Annotated in this window: 18 protein-coding genes; 5 read left to right on the top strand and 13 right to left on the bottom strand. The window is 61.4% G+C overall.

Annotated features, from left to right (window positions below):
- Nucleotides 1–1,239, bottom strand: a complete 1,239-nt coding sequence (locus AC07E3_RS17150; protein WP_478363559.1) for a cytochrome P450 — start codon at nucleotides 1,237–1,239, stop codon at nucleotides 1–3.
- Between the two features lie 115 nt (nucleotides 1,240–1,354).
- Here AC07E3_RS17150 and paaI point away from each other — a divergent pair, with 115 nt between their 5' ends.
- Genes paaI through AC07E3_RS17130 form a run of 4 tightly spaced genes read left to right on the top strand, consistent with a single transcriptional unit; the run spans nucleotide 1,355 to nucleotide 4,701 of the window.
- Entirely contained in the window at nucleotides 1,355–1,792 is a 438-nt protein-coding gene (gene paaI / locus AC07E3_RS17145) for a hydroxyphenylacetyl-CoA thioesterase PaaI (RefSeq protein ID WP_459439568.1), read from the top strand.
- A 27-nt stretch (nucleotides 1,793–1,819) separates the two neighbouring features.
- Complete coding sequence (gene paaK, locus AC07E3_RS17140; protein ID WP_478363557.1) at nucleotides 1,820–3,130, top strand: phenylacetate--CoA ligase PaaK; 1,311 nt, start codon at nucleotides 1,820–1,822, stop codon at nucleotides 3,128–3,130.
- A 43-nt stretch (nucleotides 3,131–3,173) separates the two neighbouring features.
- On the top strand, nucleotides 3,174–3,770 hold the full coding sequence (locus AC07E3_RS17135; RefSeq protein WP_478363555.1) for a TetR/AcrR family transcriptional regulator: 597 nt from the start codon (nucleotides 3,174–3,176) through the stop codon (nucleotides 3,768–3,770).
- Nucleotides 3,771–3,810: 40 nt separating this feature from the next.
- A complete protein-coding gene (locus tag AC07E3_RS17130) occupies nucleotides 3,811–4,701 on the top strand; it encodes a PaaX family transcriptional regulator (RefSeq protein WP_336067858.1) in 891 nt (296 codons plus the stop codon).
- 34 nt (nucleotides 4,702–4,735) lie between these two features.
- Here the strand turns inward: AC07E3_RS17130 and AC07E3_RS17125 are convergent, their stop codons facing one another.
- From AC07E3_RS17125 to AC07E3_RS17105, 5 genes are all read right to left on the bottom strand, one after another.
- Entirely contained in the window at nucleotides 4,736–5,680 is a 945-nt protein-coding gene (locus tag AC07E3_RS17125) for a DMT family transporter (protein WP_478363553.1), read from the bottom strand.
- A 92-nt stretch (nucleotides 5,681–5,772) separates the two neighbouring features.
- Nucleotides 5,773–6,147 carry a DoxX family protein gene (locus AC07E3_RS17120; RefSeq protein WP_478363551.1) on the bottom strand — a complete coding sequence of 125 codons (375 nt, stop codon included), beginning with the start codon at nucleotides 6,145–6,147 and terminating at the stop codon, nucleotides 5,773–5,775.
- A gap of 57 nt (nucleotides 6,148–6,204) precedes the next feature.
- Entirely contained in the window at nucleotides 6,205–6,672 is a 468-nt protein-coding gene (locus tag AC07E3_RS17115; RefSeq protein ID WP_065815343.1) for a carboxymuconolactone decarboxylase family protein, read from the bottom strand.
- 37 nt (nucleotides 6,673–6,709) lie between these two features.
- Nucleotides 6,710–7,201 (bottom strand): RrF2 family transcriptional regulator, encoded by a 492-nt coding sequence (locus tag AC07E3_RS17110; RefSeq protein ID WP_223003740.1) that lies wholly within the window; start codon nucleotides 7,199–7,201, stop codon nucleotides 6,710–6,712.
- A gap of 103 nt (nucleotides 7,202–7,304) precedes the next feature.
- On the bottom strand, nucleotides 7,305–7,739 hold the full coding sequence (locus tag AC07E3_RS17105) for a MarR family winged helix-turn-helix transcriptional regulator (protein WP_336067847.1): 435 nt from the start codon (nucleotides 7,737–7,739) through the stop codon (nucleotides 7,305–7,307).
- A gap of 103 nt (nucleotides 7,740–7,842) precedes the next feature.
- On the opposite strand from AC07E3_RS17105, the gene AC07E3_RS17100 reads away from it, so the two are divergent.
- Entirely contained in the window at nucleotides 7,843–8,514 is a 672-nt protein-coding gene (locus AC07E3_RS17100) for a glutathione S-transferase family protein (RefSeq protein WP_336067844.1), read from the top strand.
- A 42-nt stretch (nucleotides 8,515–8,556) separates the two neighbouring features.
- On the opposite strand, the gene preA is transcribed toward AC07E3_RS17100, so the two are convergent.
- From preA to AC07E3_RS17065, 7 genes are all read right to left on the bottom strand, one after another.
- On the bottom strand, nucleotides 8,557–9,867 hold the full coding sequence (gene preA, locus AC07E3_RS17095) for an NAD-dependent dihydropyrimidine dehydrogenase subunit PreA (RefSeq protein WP_322338732.1): 1,311 nt from the start codon (nucleotides 9,865–9,867) through the stop codon (nucleotides 8,557–8,559).
- Between the two features lie 14 nt (nucleotides 9,868–9,881).
- Complete coding sequence (locus AC07E3_RS17090; RefSeq protein WP_478363548.1) at nucleotides 9,882–11,234, bottom strand: NAD(P)-dependent oxidoreductase; 1,353 nt, start codon at nucleotides 11,232–11,234, stop codon at nucleotides 9,882–9,884.
- A gap of 195 nt (nucleotides 11,235–11,429) precedes the next feature.
- Nucleotides 11,430–12,377, bottom strand: coding sequence for a peptidase inhibitor family I36 protein (locus tag AC07E3_RS17085; RefSeq protein WP_478363546.1), 948 nt, complete (start codon nucleotides 12,375–12,377; stop codon nucleotides 11,430–11,432).
- Between the two features lie 97 nt (nucleotides 12,378–12,474).
- Nucleotides 12,475–15,093: a dipeptide ABC transporter ATP-binding protein gene (locus AC07E3_RS17080; RefSeq protein ID WP_478363587.1), complete on the bottom strand. Its 2,619-nt coding sequence runs from the start codon at nucleotides 15,091–15,093 to the stop codon at nucleotides 12,475–12,477.
- A 23-nt stretch (nucleotides 15,094–15,116) separates the two neighbouring features.
- Nucleotides 15,117–16,274, bottom strand: a complete 1,158-nt coding sequence (locus AC07E3_RS17075) for an ABC transporter permease (protein ID WP_336067832.1) — start codon at nucleotides 16,272–16,274, stop codon at nucleotides 15,117–15,119.
- A gap of 12 nt (nucleotides 16,275–16,286) precedes the next feature.
- A complete protein-coding gene (locus tag AC07E3_RS17070) occupies nucleotides 16,287–17,324 on the bottom strand; it encodes an ABC transporter permease (protein ID WP_086008139.1) in 1,038 nt (345 codons plus the stop codon).
- 81 nt (nucleotides 17,325–17,405) lie between these two features.
- A complete protein-coding gene (locus AC07E3_RS17065; protein ID WP_065814890.1) occupies nucleotides 17,406–19,058 on the bottom strand; it encodes an ABC transporter substrate-binding protein in 1,653 nt (550 codons plus the stop codon).
- Between the last annotated feature and the right edge of the window lie 169 nt (nucleotides 19,059–19,227).

Raw genomic sequence — 19,227 nt, 5'->3', positions numbered from 1 at the left:
TCAGCGCACCCGCGCCGGCAGCCGGGAGAAGCCGCGAAAACGCACACGTCCGGTGCGCTCCGGCTCGCCCGTCATCCGGTAGTCGGGGAAACGTTTGAGAAAATGTGAAATGCCGATGCGTCCTTCCATGCGGGCAAGCGAGAAGCCCGCACACAGATGAGGACCACCGGCAAAGGCCAGATGCTTGTTGGGCCTGCGCCCCACATCGAGCCGGTCCGGATCGGCAAACTGGCGCGGATCGCGGTTGGCAGCACCAATGCACAAATGGATCGGCGTGCCCGGCTCCACGGTTTCGCCATGGAACTCCACCGGCTCCACCGCCATGCGGTTGCCGAGCTGGTTGGGGCTCTGGAAACGTAAGAATTCATCGACGGCCGTTGCGATCAGGTCCGGGTCGGCTTCAAGCCGCGCCTTCTCTTCAGGCCAGTGCAACAGCTCATAAAGGGCGTTGCCGATCAGGTTCGTGGTGGTCTCGTGACCGGCATTGAGGATGAAGATGCAGTTCTGCAGAAGCTCCACCTCGGAGAGCTCTTCGCCCTCATTGCCATTGATGAGACGGGTCAGAACGTCGGTCGCCGGATCGCCGGGATTGCGCCGGCGATCATCGGCAATCTCTTTGAGGAACGCCTTGAAATCGGTGACGGAGGTGTTGCCCCATGTGAGCTGCTCATCGCTGAGAACCGGCTCGAGCGCCCCGAGAATGGCGAGCGACCAGTCGCGCAGCGGCTCACGCTCCTCATGGGGTATGTCGAACAGGTTGCCGATCACCTCGATGGGGATCGCGGCAGCGAAATCCTCGGTGAGATCGACTTCGCCCTTCTCTTCCATACGGTCGAGCAGGCCGTCGACCAGCGTGATCAGGCCCGGCTCGAGCGCAGCCAGCGCGCGCGGTGTGAGCGCGCCCATCATGATCTTGCGCACCCGCGTGTGAAGCGGCGGATCGTTGAAAACGAGGCTCGTCGTGTGATGTTCGTAAAGCGGTGTGTCGCCGAACTTTGGCCGGAACTCGGCCTTCTTGTCGGAGGAAAAGGTTTTCGTGTCGCGATAGACGCGATCGAGATCCTCATAGCGCGACAGCATGACTGAGCCATCGGCGAAACGCTTCAGGGGCGCGTGCTCCAGAAGTGCGTGATAGACCGGAAACGGATCGTTCACGAAGCCCGCGGGCAGCGCCGTCAATTCAAAGTCCTCCGCCAGTTTCTCGCCATTCGTTGCAGCGTTGTCTGCCGTTTTTGTCATGCTTTCCTCCCGGAAGCGGCCCCACCGCCTCCTCTCAACAGTATTATTGACCGACCGGTCGGTTTATGCAAGTCTGCCTTCACCGACGCCGTTGGGAGGAGCCTAGATGTCACAAATGCAACTGTCTCCACAGGAGATCGCAGAGCGCAGCGCGCAGGCAATGTGGGCGCGCGACGACGCTTCCAAATGGCTGGGATGCAGCCTCGATGCGGTCGCACCCGGCAGCGCCACCCTGTCGATGACGGTGGAGACGCACCACACGAACGGGCACGACATCTGCCACGGCGGCTACATCTTCACTCTGGCGGATTCCGCCTTCGCCTTTGCGTGCAACTCCTACAACCAGATCGTTGTCGCGCAGCACAATTCCATAACCTTCATTGCGCCCGGCGCGCTCGGCGACCGGCTTACGGCGGTTGCGCGCGAGGTGGCGCGGTTCGGGCGCTCGGGCATCTATGATGTGCGCGTGGAGAACCAGGACGGCAAAGTCATCGCGGAGTTTCGCGGCAGTTCCCGCATCGTCAGCGGCAAGCATTTTGAGGAAGACGCCTGAGAGCATCCTCATCTTCGGGAGAGAACGATGAAAGACCTGACCCCCAAAAAGGAAGACCTGGACCCGATCGAGATCGCCTCGCGCGATGAAATCCAGGCCCTGCAGCTCGTGCGTCTCAAATGGTCGCTCAAGCACGCCTATGAAAACGTGCCGCATTACAGGAAGAGTTTTGACGCCGCCGGCGTTCATCCCGACGATCTGAAGCAGCTTTCCGACCTGTCGAAATTCCCTTTCACGGTAAAGACGGACCTGCGCGACAATTATCCGTTCGGCATGTTCGCCGTGCCGCGCGAGAAGGTGGCGCGCATTCACGCCTCGTCCGGCACGACCGGCAAGCCGACCGTTGTGGGCTACACCGCACAGGACATCGACACCTGGGCTGAGGTGATGGCGCGCTCGATCCGCGCATCGGGCACACGGCCGGGTGATGTGGTGCATGTCGCCTATGGCTATGGGCTCTTCACCGGCGGGCTTGGCGCGCATTATGGGGCTGAACGGCTCGGGGCAACCGTGGTGCCGGCCTCCGGCGGCATGACGGCACGCCAGGTCACGCTGATCGAGGATTTTCAGGCGCAGACCATCATGGTCACTCCCTCTTACATGCTCTCGATCCTGGATGAATACCGGGCGCAGGGTCTCGACCCGCGCAAGAGCCCGCTGCAGGTGGGCATCTTTGGTGCCGAGCCTTGGACCAACGCCATGCGCGCCGAGATCGAAGATGCATTCGACATGCACGCGGTCGACATTTACGGCCTGTCGGAGGTGATGGGGCCGGGCGTGGCCAACGAATGCGTGGAGACCAAGGACGGGCTGCACATCTGGGAAGATCATTTCTATCCCGAGATCATCAACCCGGAGACCGGCGAAGTGCTGCCGGATGGCGAAATGGGCGAACTGGTGTTCACCTCGCTCACCAAGGAGGCCTTCCCCATCGTGCGCTACCGCACCCGCGACCTGACACGGCTTCTGCCGGGCACGGCGCGCTCGATGCGCCGTATGGAAAAGATCACCGGCCGCTCGGACGACATGATGATCCTGCGCGGCGTCAACGTCTTCCCCACCCAGATCGAGGAGCAGATCCTTACCGTTGACGGGCTCGCACCGCATTTCCAGATCGAGCTGACGCAGGAAGGCCGCATGGATGCGATGACGATCCATGTGGAGATGGAATCGCTCGAAGCCGGCGAGGAAGTGCGGCTCGCCGCCTGCCGTCAGCTCGGCGAACGCATCAAGGATGTGGTCGGCGTGACGGTGCGCGTCCACGCGGCCGACCCCGGCAGCGTGGCCCGCAGCCAGGGCAAGGCCGTGCGCATCGTCGACAAGCGGGTGAAACAGTGACATCGCCGCACATTCACAAGCATCCACCCTGTGAGAGCTGCTAATGGCCCGCACCCGCGCCAAGGATTATGACGACAAGCGCGACGCCATGCTGCATGGCGCAGCGCGCATCTTCGCGCGCGACGGCTACGACCGCGCCTCGATGAACCAGCTTGCAACGGAACTGGGCGTCTCGAAGGCCCTTCTCTATCACTATTACACCTCCAAGGAGGCACTGCTTTTCGACATCATCGAAACGCATCTTCAGGAACTTGTGGAAGCGGTGGAGGAGGCCGACCGGCCGGAGGCCCCGTCTCAGGAGCGCCTTGAAGGGCTGGTGACGGCCCTGCTCGAAGCCTACCGCGACGCCGACAACGAACATCGCGTCCAGCTTTCCGGTCTCCAGCTCCTGCCGGATGTGCAGCAGGAAGAGCTGAAGGCGCTGGAACGCCGGCTGGTGGCAATCTTCGCCGAGGCCATACGGCAGGTGAACCCCGACGCCTTCGACAGTCGGCCCCTTCTGAAACCGGCAACGATGAGCCTGTTCGGCATGCTCAACTGGTTCTACATGTGGTTCCGCGAGGATCGCGGTATTTCCCGGCAGGACTATGCGAAACTCGCCACCCACCTGCTTGTGAGCGGTGTAAAGGAGCTTCCCTGACAATCTTGCCCGTCCGGCGATCCCGTGGCATTTGGAAAAGATGGATGTGCCGACAGAACCTGCCGAAACCGCCCTTGCCGGCCTGATCGATCGCCTGCACCGGCGTGGACGCGTTCGGGTCTGGTCACTGGTGATCACCCTTTTTGGCGACGCAATCGTGCCGCGTGGCGGTGAAGCGCCGCTTGCCGGTCTTCAGGAAGTGATGGCGCGGCTCGGCATCGAGGCCGGCGCCCTTCGCACGGCGATGTCCCGGCTTGCCAGCGATGGATGGGTGGTGCGCGAACGGCGCGGCCGCAACTCGTTCTTCTCGCTCGACCGGCACGGCCAGCACGCCTTCGACCTTGCGACGCGGCGCATCTATGCAGCCGGTGCGCCCGATTGGGATGGCTCATGGACTGTCGCCATCGCAGCACCCGGCAGCAACGGCGTGCACGACGAGGCACTGAAGGAACACGGCTTTCTGAAGATCGCCGATGGTGTCTATCTCCTGCCGCGCACCCCCGGGCCAGATGACGGCACGACCTCCGGCGCCCCGCCACTGAGCGACATGCTGGTCATCCACGGTTCCAGCGCCGAGCATCCCGAAATGCTGCGGAGCCTGTGGCCCTCTGACGAGATTGGCGAAGCCTATCGCGAACTCATTGCCGAATATTCAGCTCTTGCCGGCAGCCTTGCTGCGTCCCCGCTTCCCGCCCCGGTGGACGCCATGGCCGCACGCACCCTGCTCATCCACGATTGGCGGCGGATCGTCCTGCGCGATCCCGGCCTGCCAATGGCCCTCCTGCCGAAGGACTGGCCCGGCGAAGAAGCACGAACGCTGGTACGCGAAGTCTATCGACGCCTGATGGAGCCGAGCGAAAACTGGCTCGATCAGGCCGGCCTGCCACCACTTGTGAATGCGGACAGTTTCCTGCACCGTTTCGGCCGGTGAAGCATTTGCCTGAAACGAGGAGCGGCTCCAGTCCTCACCTCTCGGGCGAAAGCGCCAGGATTACCAGACCAAGAATGGTGAGGACCGCGCCTGCCATGACCGAAAGGCTCGCCCATCCATGGCCGAGCAGCCCTTCAAACATGATGATCAGTGTCGGCGTCAGATAGTTGTAGGCCAGCACCTTGGAGGCCGGCAATCGCAGGGCGGCAAACTGCAGCAGGAAAAATGTGCCGGCCGTGGTGAAGATTGCAAGATAGAAGATCGCGATCCAGGTGATGGAGGGCAAGGCAGTCCAGTCCGTCGCAGCGATTTCGCCGATGCCGTAAAGAGCGATCAGAACGCCGGTGGCCAGAAGCGTCCAGAATGTGAAGGCGATCACCGGTTCGCCGCGATTGTAAAGCCGGACGAGCGACGCATAGGCTGCGTGTCCGACGACACCGGCGAAGAAAATGAGCTCGCCCTCGCCAATGTCGAAACGGCGCATCGCCTCGAAATCCCCGTCGAAAATGACCCACACGGAACCGAGCCCGGCCAGAACGAGGCTTGGAATAACCAGCCCGCGCGGCACCTGCCGCAGAAAAAGAAAACCGAAAAACGCGCTGAGCAGCGGCATCAGCGTGAACACGGCCCCGGTGGAAACGGGGCTTGTCATGCCGAGTGCCATGAACATGGTGACGAAATAGAACGCCATCAGCCCACCCAGGACCAGAAAGCGCCACGGGGCTTTTGGAAAGGGGAGAGGCTGACGCAGCACGAAACGCACCACCAGCCCCATGAAAAGGATGCCGATCAGAAAGCGCGCCGCATTGAGCGCGACCGGGCCAATATGTGGCGCGGCAAGCGACCCCAGCGAGAAGGAACCAGCCACGAGCGTGGCAAAGCCAAGCATGGCCAGATGCCCCAGCCGCTTCTCCATGCCTGTTGCACTAGCGCGATGCGCCTCACGCCGCGCCGCTTTCAACTCTGCGGTGTCCGTCAAGCCGGCCTCCCCATTGTGCCCGCTTGTTTAAAGAAAAAGCCCGCAAACCGAAACCGGTTTCCGGGCTCTTCTCGAGAATGACGGACGCTGGATCAGCCATTGGCCATGATCAGCAGAAACCCACCGGCAAGTGCCACATTGGAGACGACGCCGTTGATCCGCGCCACACGGTCCGCCCCTTCATGATCCCAGAAATTGTGAAAGATCAGGGTTGCGGTGACGAGGAAGACAATCAGCGAAGCCGCCGCATAGACGGGGAAAACGCCCGCCGCCAGCAACGCACCTGCGCAGCACTGAAGCGCAATCCCGGCGAAAAGCACCACCTTTGCCAGAGGCACCCCGCGGGCTGCGAGAGCGTCGGTTAAAAAGGGGACGTTGGCGAGATTGCGCAATCCTGCGAAGACGAACGCCCCACCAAGGAGCAGGCTCCCCAGAAAAGGCAGAAGCATGAAATCGGAAAGGAACATGGCTTTCTCTTTCAAAAGCCCCACCCTCGGCGGGTGGGGCTGTGGCGCCCAGCGTGATCAGGCGGCGGCGATTTCCTGATCGCTGACGACTGGATGAACGGAGCGGAACGGGATCGCAATCCGGTTCCACACATTGATCAGCCCAACGAGCACGGAGAGCTGCACCAGTTCCTCCTCGCTAAAATGCTCCAGCATCTCCGCGTAAAGCGCATCTTCGACCGGACCGTCGGAAATATTCGTCAGGCGCTCGGTCCAGGCCAAAGCGGCACGTTCGCGCTCGGTGTAAAGCGGCGATTCCCGCCATGCCGACACGAGATGCACGCGTTGCTCGCTCTCACCGTCGCGCCGCGCCTCGCGGGTGTGCATGTCGACGCAATAGCTGCAGCCGTTGATCTGCGAGGCACGCAGGTTCACCAGATGGATCAGCCGATGGTCGAGACCCGATCTGTCCACGGCTTTCTTCAGGTTCAGCACAGCGCCGATCAGTTCCGGGGCGATCTTCATGTAGTTCAGACGTTCCTGCATGATCATATCCTTTCTCTGCGGGAAACCGGTTTGCGGCCTAGGGGCGCTGATGGCGCTCCACAAAGGCACAGCCGAATGCGAGCGCGCGGGGATCAGCGCCTGCCTGATAATCCGCGATCACATCTGAGAGCCGCGTCTTGCGCAGCTCCGCGCGATAGGCCTGCTCGGCCCGCAGCATCGCAGCGTTGATGCCGCATGGCCGCGTGTAAGCCCGGGGCTCCAGCGCCCCCGGCCCGCGCTGGCGGATCTCCGCACAGCGAAAAGCCGGCTTCGGCCCTTCAATGGCCAGCACCACATCGAGCAGGGTGATCGCATCGGCCGACAGCGCCAGCCGATAGCCGCCATGCGGGCCGGACACGGATTCCAGAATCCCTGCCGCCGCCAGCGTCTTCAGATGTTTCAGGAGATAGCTCGGCGAAAGCCCGTGATATTCGGCAAGCGCGCTGGCGGGCATGGTTCGCCCCTCCTCCAGCTGCGCCAGAAGCGTGGCGCAGTGGATTGCCGCTTCAACACCTTCACTCAGCTTCATCTCGCTCTCCTAATTATGGATGATACATATCCCGGATATTTTATATCCACAATATGGATACGACAGACTTCTGACTCTTCCTGACAAAAGATCGAAGGGAGACCTAACCGAGCTTGCGCAAAAGACCGGCGAGCAACCGCAACTCCCCGTCATCAAGCCGGCCTCCGATGGTCTCCGCAAGCGCCTCCCCATAAACGCGCCACATGCGTGCGCGCGTTGACTTGCCTTCAGCGGTGATGGACAGAACCTGCCCCCGCCGGTCTTCCGGGCATGCGCAGCGCTCCACAAGACCGGCTCTGGCCAGGCGCTCCACCAGCCGGGAGAGATTGTACTGCTCAAAGAGCATTGCCTGCTCCAGCTCGAACGGACGGAGACCCGCCTCACCTGCCTTTTCTAGTTCCCAAAGCGCATCGTACCAGGCCATCGGCGGCAGGCTCTCCGCCTTCAGCCGTGCCTCGAAGGTCGCGAAAGCCAGTCGATAGGCGCGCGCCAGCGCAACCCAGGCGGAAACGGCGGCGTCATCAGGTGTGGAGGTCATGCTTCACCAAAATGTTATTAGATGCAATTGCATCCAGTTTGACAAGTCTAAACCGGCAATATAAATGCAATTACATCGACATCAACCATGAACGAGCGATCCCATGCCTCAAATGCCCACATTGATCTCCTTCGACCTCTGCCCCTATGTGCAGCGTGCGGCCATCGTCCTTGCCGAAAAGGACGTGGCATTCGAACGCGTCGACATAGACCTTGAAAACAAGCCCGACTGGTTTCTGAAGATTTCGCCGCGCGGCAAGGTGCCCGTCCTGCGGGTCGGTGATGACGTGCTGTTCGAAAGCGCAGCGATCGTCGAGTATCTGGACGAGACCGAAACACCTCGCCTCCATCCCGAAAATCCCGTCACCCGCGCCCGGCATCGCGCCTGGATGGAGTTCGGTTCGGCTGCCCTCTCTGACATCTGGACGCTCGAGACGACCAAGGACGAGGCCGCCTTCGACGCCGCCATCATCGCGTTGAAAGAGAAATTCGCACGCATCGAAAACGAACTCGGCGAAGGGCCTTTCTTCGCCGGCAGCCGCTTCACCATTGTCGACGCGGTGTTTGCGCCGGCCTTCCGCTATTTCGATGTCTTCGACGAGATTGCCGATCTTGGTGTCTTCGATGGTCTCACCAGGACACAAAAGTGGCGCAAAACGCTCGCCGAGCGCGCCTCGGTGCGCGAAGCCGTGGTGCATGACTATCCCGAACGGCTGAAGCGCTTTCTGGAGAAGAAAGATGGCGTGATCCTGCGTCGGCACGCAGTCACCGCCTGAGCACAAACGGGAGCGGCGGCATCCCGCCGCCGCTCACCACTGCTACTCGGCAGCCACCCTGGACGGATTGTTGGGATGTGTCGTCCAGTTGGCATAAGAGGGCTGAACTTTTTCACCCGTGCGCTTGTCGAGCGCACCGGCGGCCAGCGGCACCATGTCGATGCAGCCTTCCACCGGACAGACATTGACGCACAGATTGCAGCCGACGCACTCCTCTTCGATCACCTCGAAATGGCGTTTTCCGTCCACCATGGCGGTGATGGCCTGATGCGACGTGTCCTCGCAGGCGATGTGGCAGCGACCGCATTTGATGCACTGATCCTGATCGATCCGCGCCTTGGTGACGTAGTTTAGATTAAGATACTGCCAGTCGGTCACGTTTGGTGTTGCCCGGCCGATCACATCATCGAGCGTGGCATGCCCCTTGGCGTCCATCCAGTTTTCCAGCCCCTCGATCATCTCCTCGACGATCTTGAAGCCATAGGTCATGGCGGCGGTGCACACCTGCACCGTCCCTGCCCCAAGCGCCAGGAACTCGGCGGCATCGCGCCATGTGGTGACACCGCCGATGCCGGAAATCGGCAGACCGGCAGTCTCGGGATCGCGCGCGATCTCGGCCACCATGTTGAGCGCGATGGGTTTAACCGCAGGGCCGCAATAACCGCCGTGAGAGCCCTTGCCGTCAATGGTGGGCTCGGGCGCAAAGCTGTCTAGGTCCACTCCCGTGATCGAGTTGATCGTGTTGATCAGCGAAACCGCATCCGTGCCCCCGGCATGAGCGGCACGGGCCGGTTTACGCACATCGGTGATGTTCGGTGTCAGCTTGGTGATGACCGGCATGCGCGTGGTCTGCTTGCACCAGCGCACGACCATCTCGACATATTCGGGCACCTGCCCCACGGCGGAGCCCATGCCGCGCTCGCTCATACCGTGCGGACAGCCAAAATTGAGCTCAATGCCGTCCGCTTCGGTTTCCTCCACCAAAGGAAGAATCGCCTTCCAGGCCGCCTCCTCACAGGGCACCATGAGCGAAACCACCAGTGCCCGGTCAGGCCAGTTCTTCTTCACCTGCTTGATCTCGCGCAGGTTCAGATAAAGATCGCGGTCGGTGATGAGCTCGATATTGTTGAGGCCGAGCAGCCGGCGGTCGGCCCCCCAGATCGCGCCATAGCGCGGCCCATTGACATTGACGACCGGTGGGCCCTCCTCCCCAAGCGTCTTCCAGACGACGCCGCCCCAGCCCGCCTTAAAGGCGCGCTCGACATTGTAGGCCTTGTCGGTGGGCGGTGCGGAAGCAAGCCAGAACGGATTGGGAGACTTGATACCAACGAAATTGCTGCGAATGTCTGCCATGGGTTTCTCGCTCCTCAGCCGGCCAATGCGCGGTGGATGCTCTCGGCCGCGTCGCGCCCCTGCGCGACCGCCGAAACGGTGAGATCGTCGCCGCCGGCGATGCAATCGCCACCGGCCCAGACCTTCGACATGGAGGTGCGCCCTTCCTCGTCCACCTTGATGCGACGCCCCTCAAGCGCAATCGATGCGCCAGACCCGTTCAGAACCCCGGCCTCGAAAGACTGGCCGATGGCCTTGAACACCTGGTCGGCGCGCAGGGTCAGTGTCTCACCGGTGCCTGAAAGCTTTCCGTCCTTCAGTGCCGTGTATTCAAGTTCGATCCCCGTGACCCTGCCCTTGTCGGCAAGAATGCGCCGGGGCTGCAGCCAGTGCCGGATGACAACGCCTTTGGAGGCGGCCAGATCCTGCTCGAACTCCGATGCGTTCATGTGTTCCTGGCCCCGGCGATAGCAGATTGTGACCTCCTCGGCGCCAAGGAGCCTTGCCTGAACGGCAGCGTCGATGGCCGTCATCCCGCCGCCGATCACGACGACACGGCGACCGACCGGCAGGCTGGCGAGATCCTGCGCCTGACGCAGATGTGCGATGTAATCCACCGCGCTCTCCACGCCTTCAACATCTTCACCCTCAGCGCCGAGCGCGTTGACGCCGGCCAGCCCCATGCCGAGGAACACGGCGTCGAAATCCCGGCTAAGGTCACCGAGCGAAAAGTCCCGCCCCAGCGCCTTGCCTTCCTCAAGCGTGATGCCGCCAATCGCCATCACATAATCCACCTCGGCCTGGGCAAACCCGCCCGGCGTCTTGTAGGCGGCAATGCCGAACTCGTTGAGGCCGCCAGGCTTTGATCTAGCCTCGAAGATGGTGACGTCATGCCCGTGCATGGCCAGTCGATGGGCGCAGGCAAGCCCCGCAGGCCCGGCCCCGACAATGGCAACCCGCTTGCCGGTTGGCGCGGCACGCTCATAAAACTGTGCGCCTGCGGCCATCGCCGCATCGGTGGCATAGCGTTGCAGACGGCCGATCTGCACCGGCTTGCCCTCCGCTTCTTCACGCACGCAGGCTTCTTCGCACAGCGTCTCCGTCGGGCAAACGCGGGCGCACATACCGCCAAGAATGTTCTGGTCGAAGATCGTCCTGGCAGACCCCAGCGGATTGTCCGTGGCGATCTGGCGGATGAACATGGGTATGTCGATCGATGTCGGACACGCCGTCATGCACGGCGCATCGAAGCAGAAGTAACAGCGATCCGCCTCCACGGCCGCCTCATGGCGGTCGAGCGGTGGATGCAGGTCGGAGAAGTTCCTGTCGTACTCCTCACCGGAAAGGCGGCCGGCGGCGATGCCGTCCGCATAGAGACCATCAGCCATTCCGTATTCCCCTTTTATTATTGGGGAAAGGCTAACGCAGTTTCATTTTTTTATCAATCGGTCAAATTTTGACGCGCCGCACATCTCTTTGAAAATAAAGATGAATTCTATAATCATATTTTAAGCTGCAGATATTCCTTGCCAAAACGCCGCCGTACAGGTCGGCGTTTTAAAGGATCCGCTGCCGACCCTCACTCAGTAGACTTCGATGGAGCGAATGTCGTCGGTGTAGTAATCGCGCAGGCGTCGCATGCTGCGCTCAATCGTTTCACACCAGCCCGTCAAATTGCGCCGCTCGCAGATACGCGCCTCGGCCCCGCCCTCAAGACGGACGGACGCAATGCGTCCGATCCATTCACGCGGCAACCGTGGGCTTCCGTCACCCGCATCGAAACAGAGGCTCGCCCCGCGAAAATCCGCCCCTTCATAGAAACAGGCCCGGCGCATGGGCTCAAAATCCTGCTCATCCCCTGCCCGACGGCGAAGCACGCGAAAAGTGGAAGCCGCGTCACCTCGGCGAAGCAACGGCACGTCGCGCGTGAGCAGGCTGCAGCGCCCGTCATAATCGGGCCGCGGACACATTTCGACAGATGTGCGCTCTCCAACCCGGATCGATGCGATGCGCCCGCGCAAGCCGCGCACGTCATCTCCGATCCCCGCACAATACCGGCGGCCCTCGAAATTCGGGCGATCATAGAAGCACGCATTGCGCGGCGTGGGGCGTCGATCCCCGCCAGCCCCTCCGACCACTTCAAACGCCCTGTCGCAGTCGCGCTCGTCCAGTTCGCGCATCACGAAGTCAAAGATTTCAAGGCCAATCAGGGCACCGACATCCGAAATCGGTCGATCCCCATAACGCGGACGAGTGTCACGCAGATACCGCGCGGAAACCCACCCGGTGCGCCCGGCATAGCCAACCTCGCACCACGCGTAGCGGCGCGTGCACCGCAGTGTCGCAACACGCGCGCCGCGCGGGATGGTGAGAACGGCTCTATGGCGCACGCCCGGCCCCTCGCGCAGCTTCAAATCAGCCGTCGCCTCGGCTGCCACGCCACGCCGCGCGTGGGCGTCATCCGAGAAAGAAACCGACAAACCGGCAAAGATCAGCAACACAAGCAAAATCTGAACGATCCGGGCAGGCACGCGACTCTCCTTCGCATATCGACTGGCCGGCGCAAAGTGCTGCAAAGTCGTGACGATATCCAGAAGAGATCGCTTAAAATGCGTGACAGGATCGGGATCAGCGCGGCTTCTTGCCGAACACCCGCACATACTCCTCGACACCGCCCTTTGCGAGTGCCTTGGCCTGTTTCACCCAGTCATCGCGCTCGATGCGTCCCTTGAAGCTCAGATGATCGTCCACCCAGTCGCGCTCGGCCTTCTTCCAGGCTGAGATCTGCGCAAAGGTGTAGATTCCGAGATCGTTGAGCCGCGTCTCCAGCTTCGGCCCCACGCCGGAAATCAGCTTCAGATCATCCGGCTTTTTGGGCTTGCGGATGCGGGCGGGCTTCGCCTCTTTTGCCGTCTTTGCGGTAGCCGGCTTGACGCGGGCGGATGCGGCCTGACGCCCGCCTCCGGCCTCCGCCTGAACACGTTTCGGCGAGGAGGAGCCCGGCACGGCCGACAGGCCTGCCGCAGAAGCCCTGACCGGCTTTCGACCTCCGGCAATCGGCCGGATTTCGCCCTTTGCCTTCGGTTTCTGACTGGCCGCCTTTGCCTTCCCCTGCCGGCGCGCCGATTTGCCGGTTTTCCGTGGCGCATCGAAACTGATCACCGGCTCCATGGATTTCAGAACGTCATCGTCCAGCCAGCAAAGGCTGAAATGTCCGTTACCCAGATCCTTCAACGGCGGCACCTCCCGTTCGCACTTGCCGCCCGGAACCTGGTCCTTGTACCGGCATCGTGTCTGGAAAGGGCACCCTGAGGGCGGGTTCATCGCCGAAGGAATATCGCCTTCCAAGACGATATGCTTCTTGCGCACGGAGGTATCGGCAATCGGGATCGCCGAGAGCAACGCCTCCGTATAGGGATGATAGGGCGGCGCGAATATCTGGTCGGTCGTCCCCTGCTCCACGATATGGCCGAGATACATGACGACCACCCGGTCGGCCAGATAGCGCACCACGGAAAGGTCATGGCTGATGAACAGCATGGTGGTCTTGTTCTTGCGCTGAATGTCCATCAGAAGCTCGGTCACCGCCGCCTGCACGGAAACGTCGAGCGCGGAGACGGGCTCGTCCGCCACCACCACCTTGGCATTGCCGGCAAACGCCCGGGCAACGCCGATGCGCTGCTTCTGCCCGCCGGAAAGCTGGCGCGGCATGCGCTCGGCAAAGGCGCGTGGCAGCTTTACCAGATCGAGCAGTTCCAGCATGCGCTGCCTGCGTTCGGCCAGCGTGTTGCCGATGTTGAACTTCTCCAGCGTGCGCACGATCTGCGAACCGACAGAGTGGCTTGGATTGAGTGTGTCGAACGGGTTCTGAAACACCATCTGGATGCCGGCGACCGTGCCGGTATTCCGGTCTTCGACAGGCGTCGACTGAATGGGTTCGTTTGCGAGCACCACCTCGCCATCGGTGGCCGTTTCCAGCCCGAGAAGCACCTTGGCGAGGGTCGATTTTCCGCAACCGGATTCGCCAACAATCGCAACGGTTTCGGATTCCCGCGCCTCAAAGCTGATCTGCTCATTGGCCTTGACGGTCTTGGTATCACCGCCACCAAAAATGCTGTTGGCGGCCACGTGATAGTATTTCTTGAGATTTTCGATGCGCAGCATTGGCTTGCCGGGCTCGATCGGCTCTTTGTCTACAAGCGCGCCTTCCGGCAGCGCGCTCCAGTCGATCTCATCAAAGCGCAGGCAGCGCGAATGGTGCCGCTCATGCCCTTCAACCGGCAGCATCGGCACTTCGCCCGCATCGCACAGGCCTTCCTTGAAATGCTGGCAGCGTGGGCCGAAATTGCAGCCCTTTGGGCGCTCGTGCGGCAGCGGCAACTGGCCGGGAATGGCAATCAGCGGCCTCTCGTTCTTGTCGGCACCCGGCAGCGGAATGGAGCGGAAGAGCCCTTGCGTATAGGGATGGCGCATCCGGTCGAACACGTCTTCGACGCGGCCCGTCTCCACCGCCTCGCCCGAATACATCACCGTAACGCGGTCGCAGGTCTCCAGGATAAGGCCGAGATTGTGCGACACGAAGATCATCGACGTGCCGTATTTCTTCCCGAGCCCCTTCACCAGTTCGACGATGCCGGCTTCAACCGTAACGTCGAGTGCAGTCGTCGGCTCGTCGAGCAGAAGCAGTGCCGGCTTGGAAAGGAGCGCCATGGCGATGACGATACGCTGCTGCTGGCCGCCGGAGAGCTGGTGCGGATAGGACCGCATCATGCGTTCGGGGTCCGGCAGACGCACCGCCTCAACCATTTCCAGCGCCCGGCGCCGCGCCTCCTCCTTCGAGACATTGTCGTGAATGAGCGGCACTTCCATGAGCTGCTGGCCGATCTTCATGGCCGGGTTGAGGCTCGCCATCGGCTCCTGATAGATCATGGCGATCTCATTGCCGCGAATCTGGCGCAGTTCCTCCTCGCTCATCTCGGCCATGTCGCGGCCCTTGAACCTGATGCGGCCACCGACGATCTGCCCGACATTGGACAGGTCGCGCATGATGCCGAGTGAAACGGTTGACTTGCCGCAGCCGGATTCACCAACGATGCCCATCGCCTCGCCGGGCATGACCTCGCAGGAAAAATCCATCACCGCCGGGATTTCGCCGGCACGCGTGAAGAAGGAGATGGAGAGGTTTTCGATTTCGAGGATCGGCTTACCGCTCTTCTGGCCGCGTGTGATGCTGATGGCTTCGTTCATGGCGTCGCTCTCAGTGTTCATCCTCAATCCTTCAGCGATTGTTCACGCAGCGCGTCGGCAAGCAGGTTCAGCCCGAGCACGAAGGACATGAGGGCAAAAACGGGCGGCAGCGCGGGGTGCACATAGGCCCTGAGCAGACGGCTCGATTCCTTGATGCCAGTACCCCAGTCCGGGCTTTCAGGCGCAAGGCCAAGGCCGAAATAGCCGAGCGTTCCAAGAAGGATGGTCGTGTAACCGATACGCAGGCACACATCGACGATGAGCGGCCCGCGCGCATTGGGCAGCACTTCCCACAGCATGATGTACCAGGGCGTTTCACCACGCGTCTGGGCAGCCGCTACATAGTCCCGTGTCTTGATGTCCATCACCAGCCCGCGAACGATGCGGAAAACGCCCGGGGAAGAAGCAAACACCACGGCCACGAAGATGTTGAGCTGGTTGGAGCTGATCGAGATGATGCCGAGCGGATCGGCATCGAACACGAGCCCCACATAGGCCCAGCCGCCGATCAGGAGCGTAAGCGCAAGCTGGATGGCCAGAAGCTGCGGACGGCTGCGAAAACGCGTCCAGAACAGGGTCACGAAGAACACGATCGGGAAGATGAAGAAAACACCCGCCATCCATTGTGGAATGGGTGTTTCGCGGATGCCCGGCGTCACCAGAAGGTAGAAGAGCAGGATAACGGGAAAGGCGAGGACCAGATTGGCCAGGAACGACAGAAAACTGTCGATCCGCCCGCCATAATAGCCGGCCGGCAGGCCGAGCGTGGTGCCCACCATGAGGGCGAAGAGCGTCGCCGCAGGCGCGATGATCAGAACGATCTGGCTGCCATAGACCATGCGCGAGAACACGTCGCGCGCCAGCCTGTCCCCGCCGAACAGAAAGGCCTGCCCGCTTTCCGGTTCGATGGCGCCCGGCAGAACATTCTTCATGATCGGAAACTGCGCCAGCGGGTCGAAAGGCGCGACCGTACCGGCGAAGATCGCCGTGAACAGCCAGAAAAAGCAGATCATAACGCCAGCAACGCCGACACCCGTCTCAAACAACTGGCCGTAGAGGCCGAGCCGTTCACGGAAGCTCGTGCTGAACAGCAGAATGACCGCCAGCGCGATCCACACCGGCCAGAAGCGCGCCAGCACGCCAAAGATGATGCCGAAGGTTCCAAGGTATTCTATCTGCATCGCGTGTCCTCCCTACTGCACGCGAATGCGCGGGTTGAGATAGGCATAGCCCACATCCGAAATGAGCTGGGTGGACAGGACGACGAAGACCGACACCAGAGAACAGCCTAAAAGCAGATCGATGTCGTTGTTGCTTGCCGCCTCCACCAGCGTGAAGCCAAACCCCTGATAGCGGAACATCACTTCCACGATGACGACACCGGTCAGAAGCCAGGGAAACTGCAGCATGATGACCGTGAAGGGTGCGATCAGCGCATTGCGCAGCGCGTGCTTGATCACCACGGCGCGGAAGCCCAGCCCCTTGAGGCGGGCGGTACGGATATATTGCTGCGTCATGACCTCCACCATGGAGGCCCGCGTCATGCGCGCGATATAGCCGATGCCGTAAATCGCCATCGTCATCACCGGCAGGGTGAAATTGTAGAAGGAGATACCCTGCCTTGTCGCGGTCGCGGCTGATCCGTTCAACCATCCGAGCCATGAAGCGAAGATCACGGCGAAGATCACGCCGGACACATATTCAGGCGTTGCCGTGGTCGCGATCGATGCGACGGACAGTGTTCGGTCCGTTCGTGTGCCCTCCCGCATCCCGGCAAGAACGCCGATCAGAAGTGCGACGGGAACCATCACCACCATGACCCAGAACATCAGGATGCCGGTAGCGCCAAGGGCCGGAAAGAGCTTTTCGGCAACAGGCACCTTGAACTTGGTTGAACAGCCAAAGTCGCCCTGCAGGATGCCGCCGTAATAGGGTTCCGCCGGTTCATCGCAATAGGAAAACCGCGGTGAAGCCACCCCGGTTTCCGGGTCGATATTTGGCTGTTTCTGCACAACGCCGAGCCACTGGCCGTACCGTACGAAGAAATTCTGGCGATAACCGTTTTTCTGCAGCCAGCTTTCGAGCTGCTCAGCCGAGGAGCGCATGTCGAGCTGACTGATGGCGAGCTTCTTCAGATTCGGTTCCAGATTGACCAGAAAGAAAACGACAAGGGTCAGACACAGCATCGTCAATGCCATGACGCCCAGACGTCTCAGAATAAACCCAAGCACGGTTTCCCCTTCCCCCGTTGACGGAGGTTGTTATTGATTGCCTGCGCAAAAGGGGGCCTTTCGGCCCCCTGATGTCCGGTCTCAGCCCTCGTCGAGCCAGACCTTTTCCAGATCGATCTCAAAGGTCTGGTGCATCCCGTGGTTCTTCACGGCCTCCACCGAGTGGTTATAGAGCTTGCGCCAGTAGGGCTGGAGAATGATGCCCGAGCCCTGGATGATCTCCTCGATCTTCTTCATCACCTCGCGGCGATTGTCCGGATCGGGAATGGCCAGCGCCTCCTCGATCAGCTTGTCGAGCTCCGGATTGGAATAGGCGGATTCGTTCCACGCCTCGCCCGTGCGGTAAGCGAGCGCCACCACCTGGATGCCCAGCGGACGCATGTTCCAGTTGGTCATGGAGAAGGGATACTTCGTCCAGTCGTTCCAGAAGGTGGAGCCGGGCAGCACCGTGCGTTTCACCTTGAAGCCGGCCTCGCGCAACTGGGCGGCGATGGCGTCGCCCGTGTTCTTGTGCCAGTCCTCGTCCACGGTGATGAGCTCGTGCTCATGGTCCATCTGGCCGGCCTCTTCCATGAGCGCCTTGGCCTCGTCCAGATTGCGCTCAAGCTTCGGCAGCTCCGCATATTCAGGATGGATCGGGCAGACATGGTGGTTCTCGGCCACCTCGCCGGCATTGTTGTAGCCAAGCGCCAGAACGGTCGTGTTGTCGACCGCGCGCTGCAGCGCGCGGCGCACCTTCTCGTCATCATAAGGCTTGTTGTTGACATTGGTGCGCGCCACGATCGTTGTGGCGGTGGTGACCTCTGATTTCACCAGGCCGAGTGAATCGAGAATGTCCACGAAATCGGCGGTGGTCTCGTAGTTCGTGTGGATTTCTCCGGACTCAAACGCGCTGACGGTCGCGGACGGATCCGTGCCGTAGTCGATGAACTCGATGCCATCGAGATAGGCTTCGCCACCCCACCATTTGCCGTCGGCCCGCTTCTTCAGTTCCACCCGGTTGCCCACTTCGTAGGACACCAGCTCGAAGGGGCCGGTGCCAATGGGATTGGCGACAAAATCGCGGCCCGTCTCGTCAAAGCTCGGATGAACGATGAGGGCCGGATAGTCCGACATGCCGGGGATGATCGAAATATCGGGCGCCGACAGGTTGAGCTTCACCGTCATGTCGTCGACCTTCTCGATCGCGCCCTCGCGCGCCTTCTTGGTCTCCGGATCGACGAGCGAGGCCATGCGGGCCGGCATGGAATTGCCTTCCACGGTCTGGTCGCACCAGCGGTTGAAATTGTAGATCACGTCATCTGCCGTGAAGGCATCGCCATTGTTCCAGGTCACGCCCGGCCGCACGTGAAGGATGTACTCGGTCGCATCCTCGTTGACTTCCCAGCTTTCGATAAGCTTGCCCTCGAAGGTGAAATCGCGCGTATACTTCACCAGCGGCTCAAGTGTCTGGCGCATGGCGTTTGCGATCTCCGACCAGTCGGCCGTGCGCGGGTCTTTCGGATCCTTGATGAACATTGCGACACGCAGCGTCCCGCCCATTTTCGGCTCCTGCGCCATGGCCCGCTCCGGGGCGGCGAGGCCCAGCATTCCATAGGCTGCCGCCGTCGACGCGCCGAGCGCGCTTGCGAGCGCAAGAAACTCACGCCGGTCCATTCGGCCGGCTCGTGCCTCATCCGCCATTTCGGCAACGCGGGCCGGCACCTTCTCGCCATTGCTCTTGAAAAACGTCATCGACGCACTCCCATTATCTACCGTTTTCGGTTCGCGATTAGCATTTCCCATCCCGCCCCCGATGTCAAAATTCCCCGGGGTTCGGAAATCGAATTCTGCAACTTTTTCGACAATTCCAATGACGGGTTTGCGACAGTATTGCCGCAAAAACTACATGAAGAGCCGATTC

Source organism: Nitratireductor lacus (assembly GCF_056431025.1).
The sequence above is the reverse complement of the archived record's forward strand: the minus strand, read 5'-3'. Positions and strand labels throughout refer to the sequence as shown.

Excerpts from the sequence above, each read along its gene's own strand:
- AC07E3_RS17135 (WP_478363555.1), top strand. The coding sequence starts at position 3,174 with ATGGCCCGCACCCGCGCCAAGGATTATGACGACAAGCGCGACGCCATG.
- AC07E3_RS17150 (WP_478363559.1), bottom strand. The coding sequence starts at position 1,239 with ATGACAAAAACGGCAGACAACGCTGCAACGAATGGCGAGAAACTGGCG.
- AC07E3_RS17090 (WP_478363548.1), bottom strand. The coding sequence starts at position 11,234 with ATGGCTGATGGTCTCTATGCGGACGGCATCGCCGCCGGCCGCCTTTCC.
- paaK (WP_478363557.1), top strand. The coding sequence starts at position 1,820 with ATGAAAGACCTGACCCCCAAAAAGGAAGACCTGGACCCGATCGAGATC.
- preA (WP_322338732.1), bottom strand. The coding sequence starts at position 9,867 with ATGGCAGACATTCGCAGCAATTTCGTTGGTATCAAGTCTCCCAATCCG.
- AC07E3_RS17110 (WP_223003740.1), bottom strand. The coding sequence starts at position 7,201 with ATGAAGCTGAGTGAAGGTGTTGAAGCGGCAATCCACTGCGCCACGCTT.
- AC07E3_RS17100 (WP_336067844.1), top strand. The coding sequence starts at position 7,843 with ATGCCTCAAATGCCCACATTGATCTCCTTCGACCTCTGCCCCTATGTG.
- AC07E3_RS17105 (WP_336067847.1), bottom strand. The coding sequence starts at position 7,739 with ATGACCTCCACACCTGATGACGCCGCCGTTTCCGCCTGGGTTGCGCTG.
- AC07E3_RS17080 (WP_478363587.1), bottom strand. The coding sequence starts at position 15,093 with ATGAACGAAGCCATCAGCATCACACGCGGCCAGAAGAGCGGTAAGCCG.
- AC07E3_RS17115 (WP_065815343.1), bottom strand. The coding sequence starts at position 6,672 with ATGCAGGAACGTCTGAACTACATGAAGATCGCCCCGGAACTGATCGGC.
- AC07E3_RS17065 (WP_065814890.1), bottom strand. The coding sequence starts at position 19,058 with ATGACGTTTTTCAAGAGCAATGGCGAGAAGGTGCCGGCCCGCGTTGCC.
- AC07E3_RS17130 (WP_336067858.1), top strand. The coding sequence starts at position 3,811 with ATGGATGTGCCGACAGAACCTGCCGAAACCGCCCTTGCCGGCCTGATC.
- paaI (WP_459439568.1), top strand. The coding sequence starts at position 1,355 with ATGCAACTGTCTCCACAGGAGATCGCAGAGCGCAGCGCGCAGGCAATG.
- AC07E3_RS17120 (WP_478363551.1), bottom strand. The coding sequence starts at position 6,147 with ATGTTCCTTTCCGATTTCATGCTTCTGCCTTTTCTGGGGAGCCTGCTC.
- AC07E3_RS17075 (WP_336067832.1), bottom strand. The coding sequence starts at position 16,274 with ATGCAGATAGAATACCTTGGAACCTTCGGCATCATCTTTGGCGTGCTG.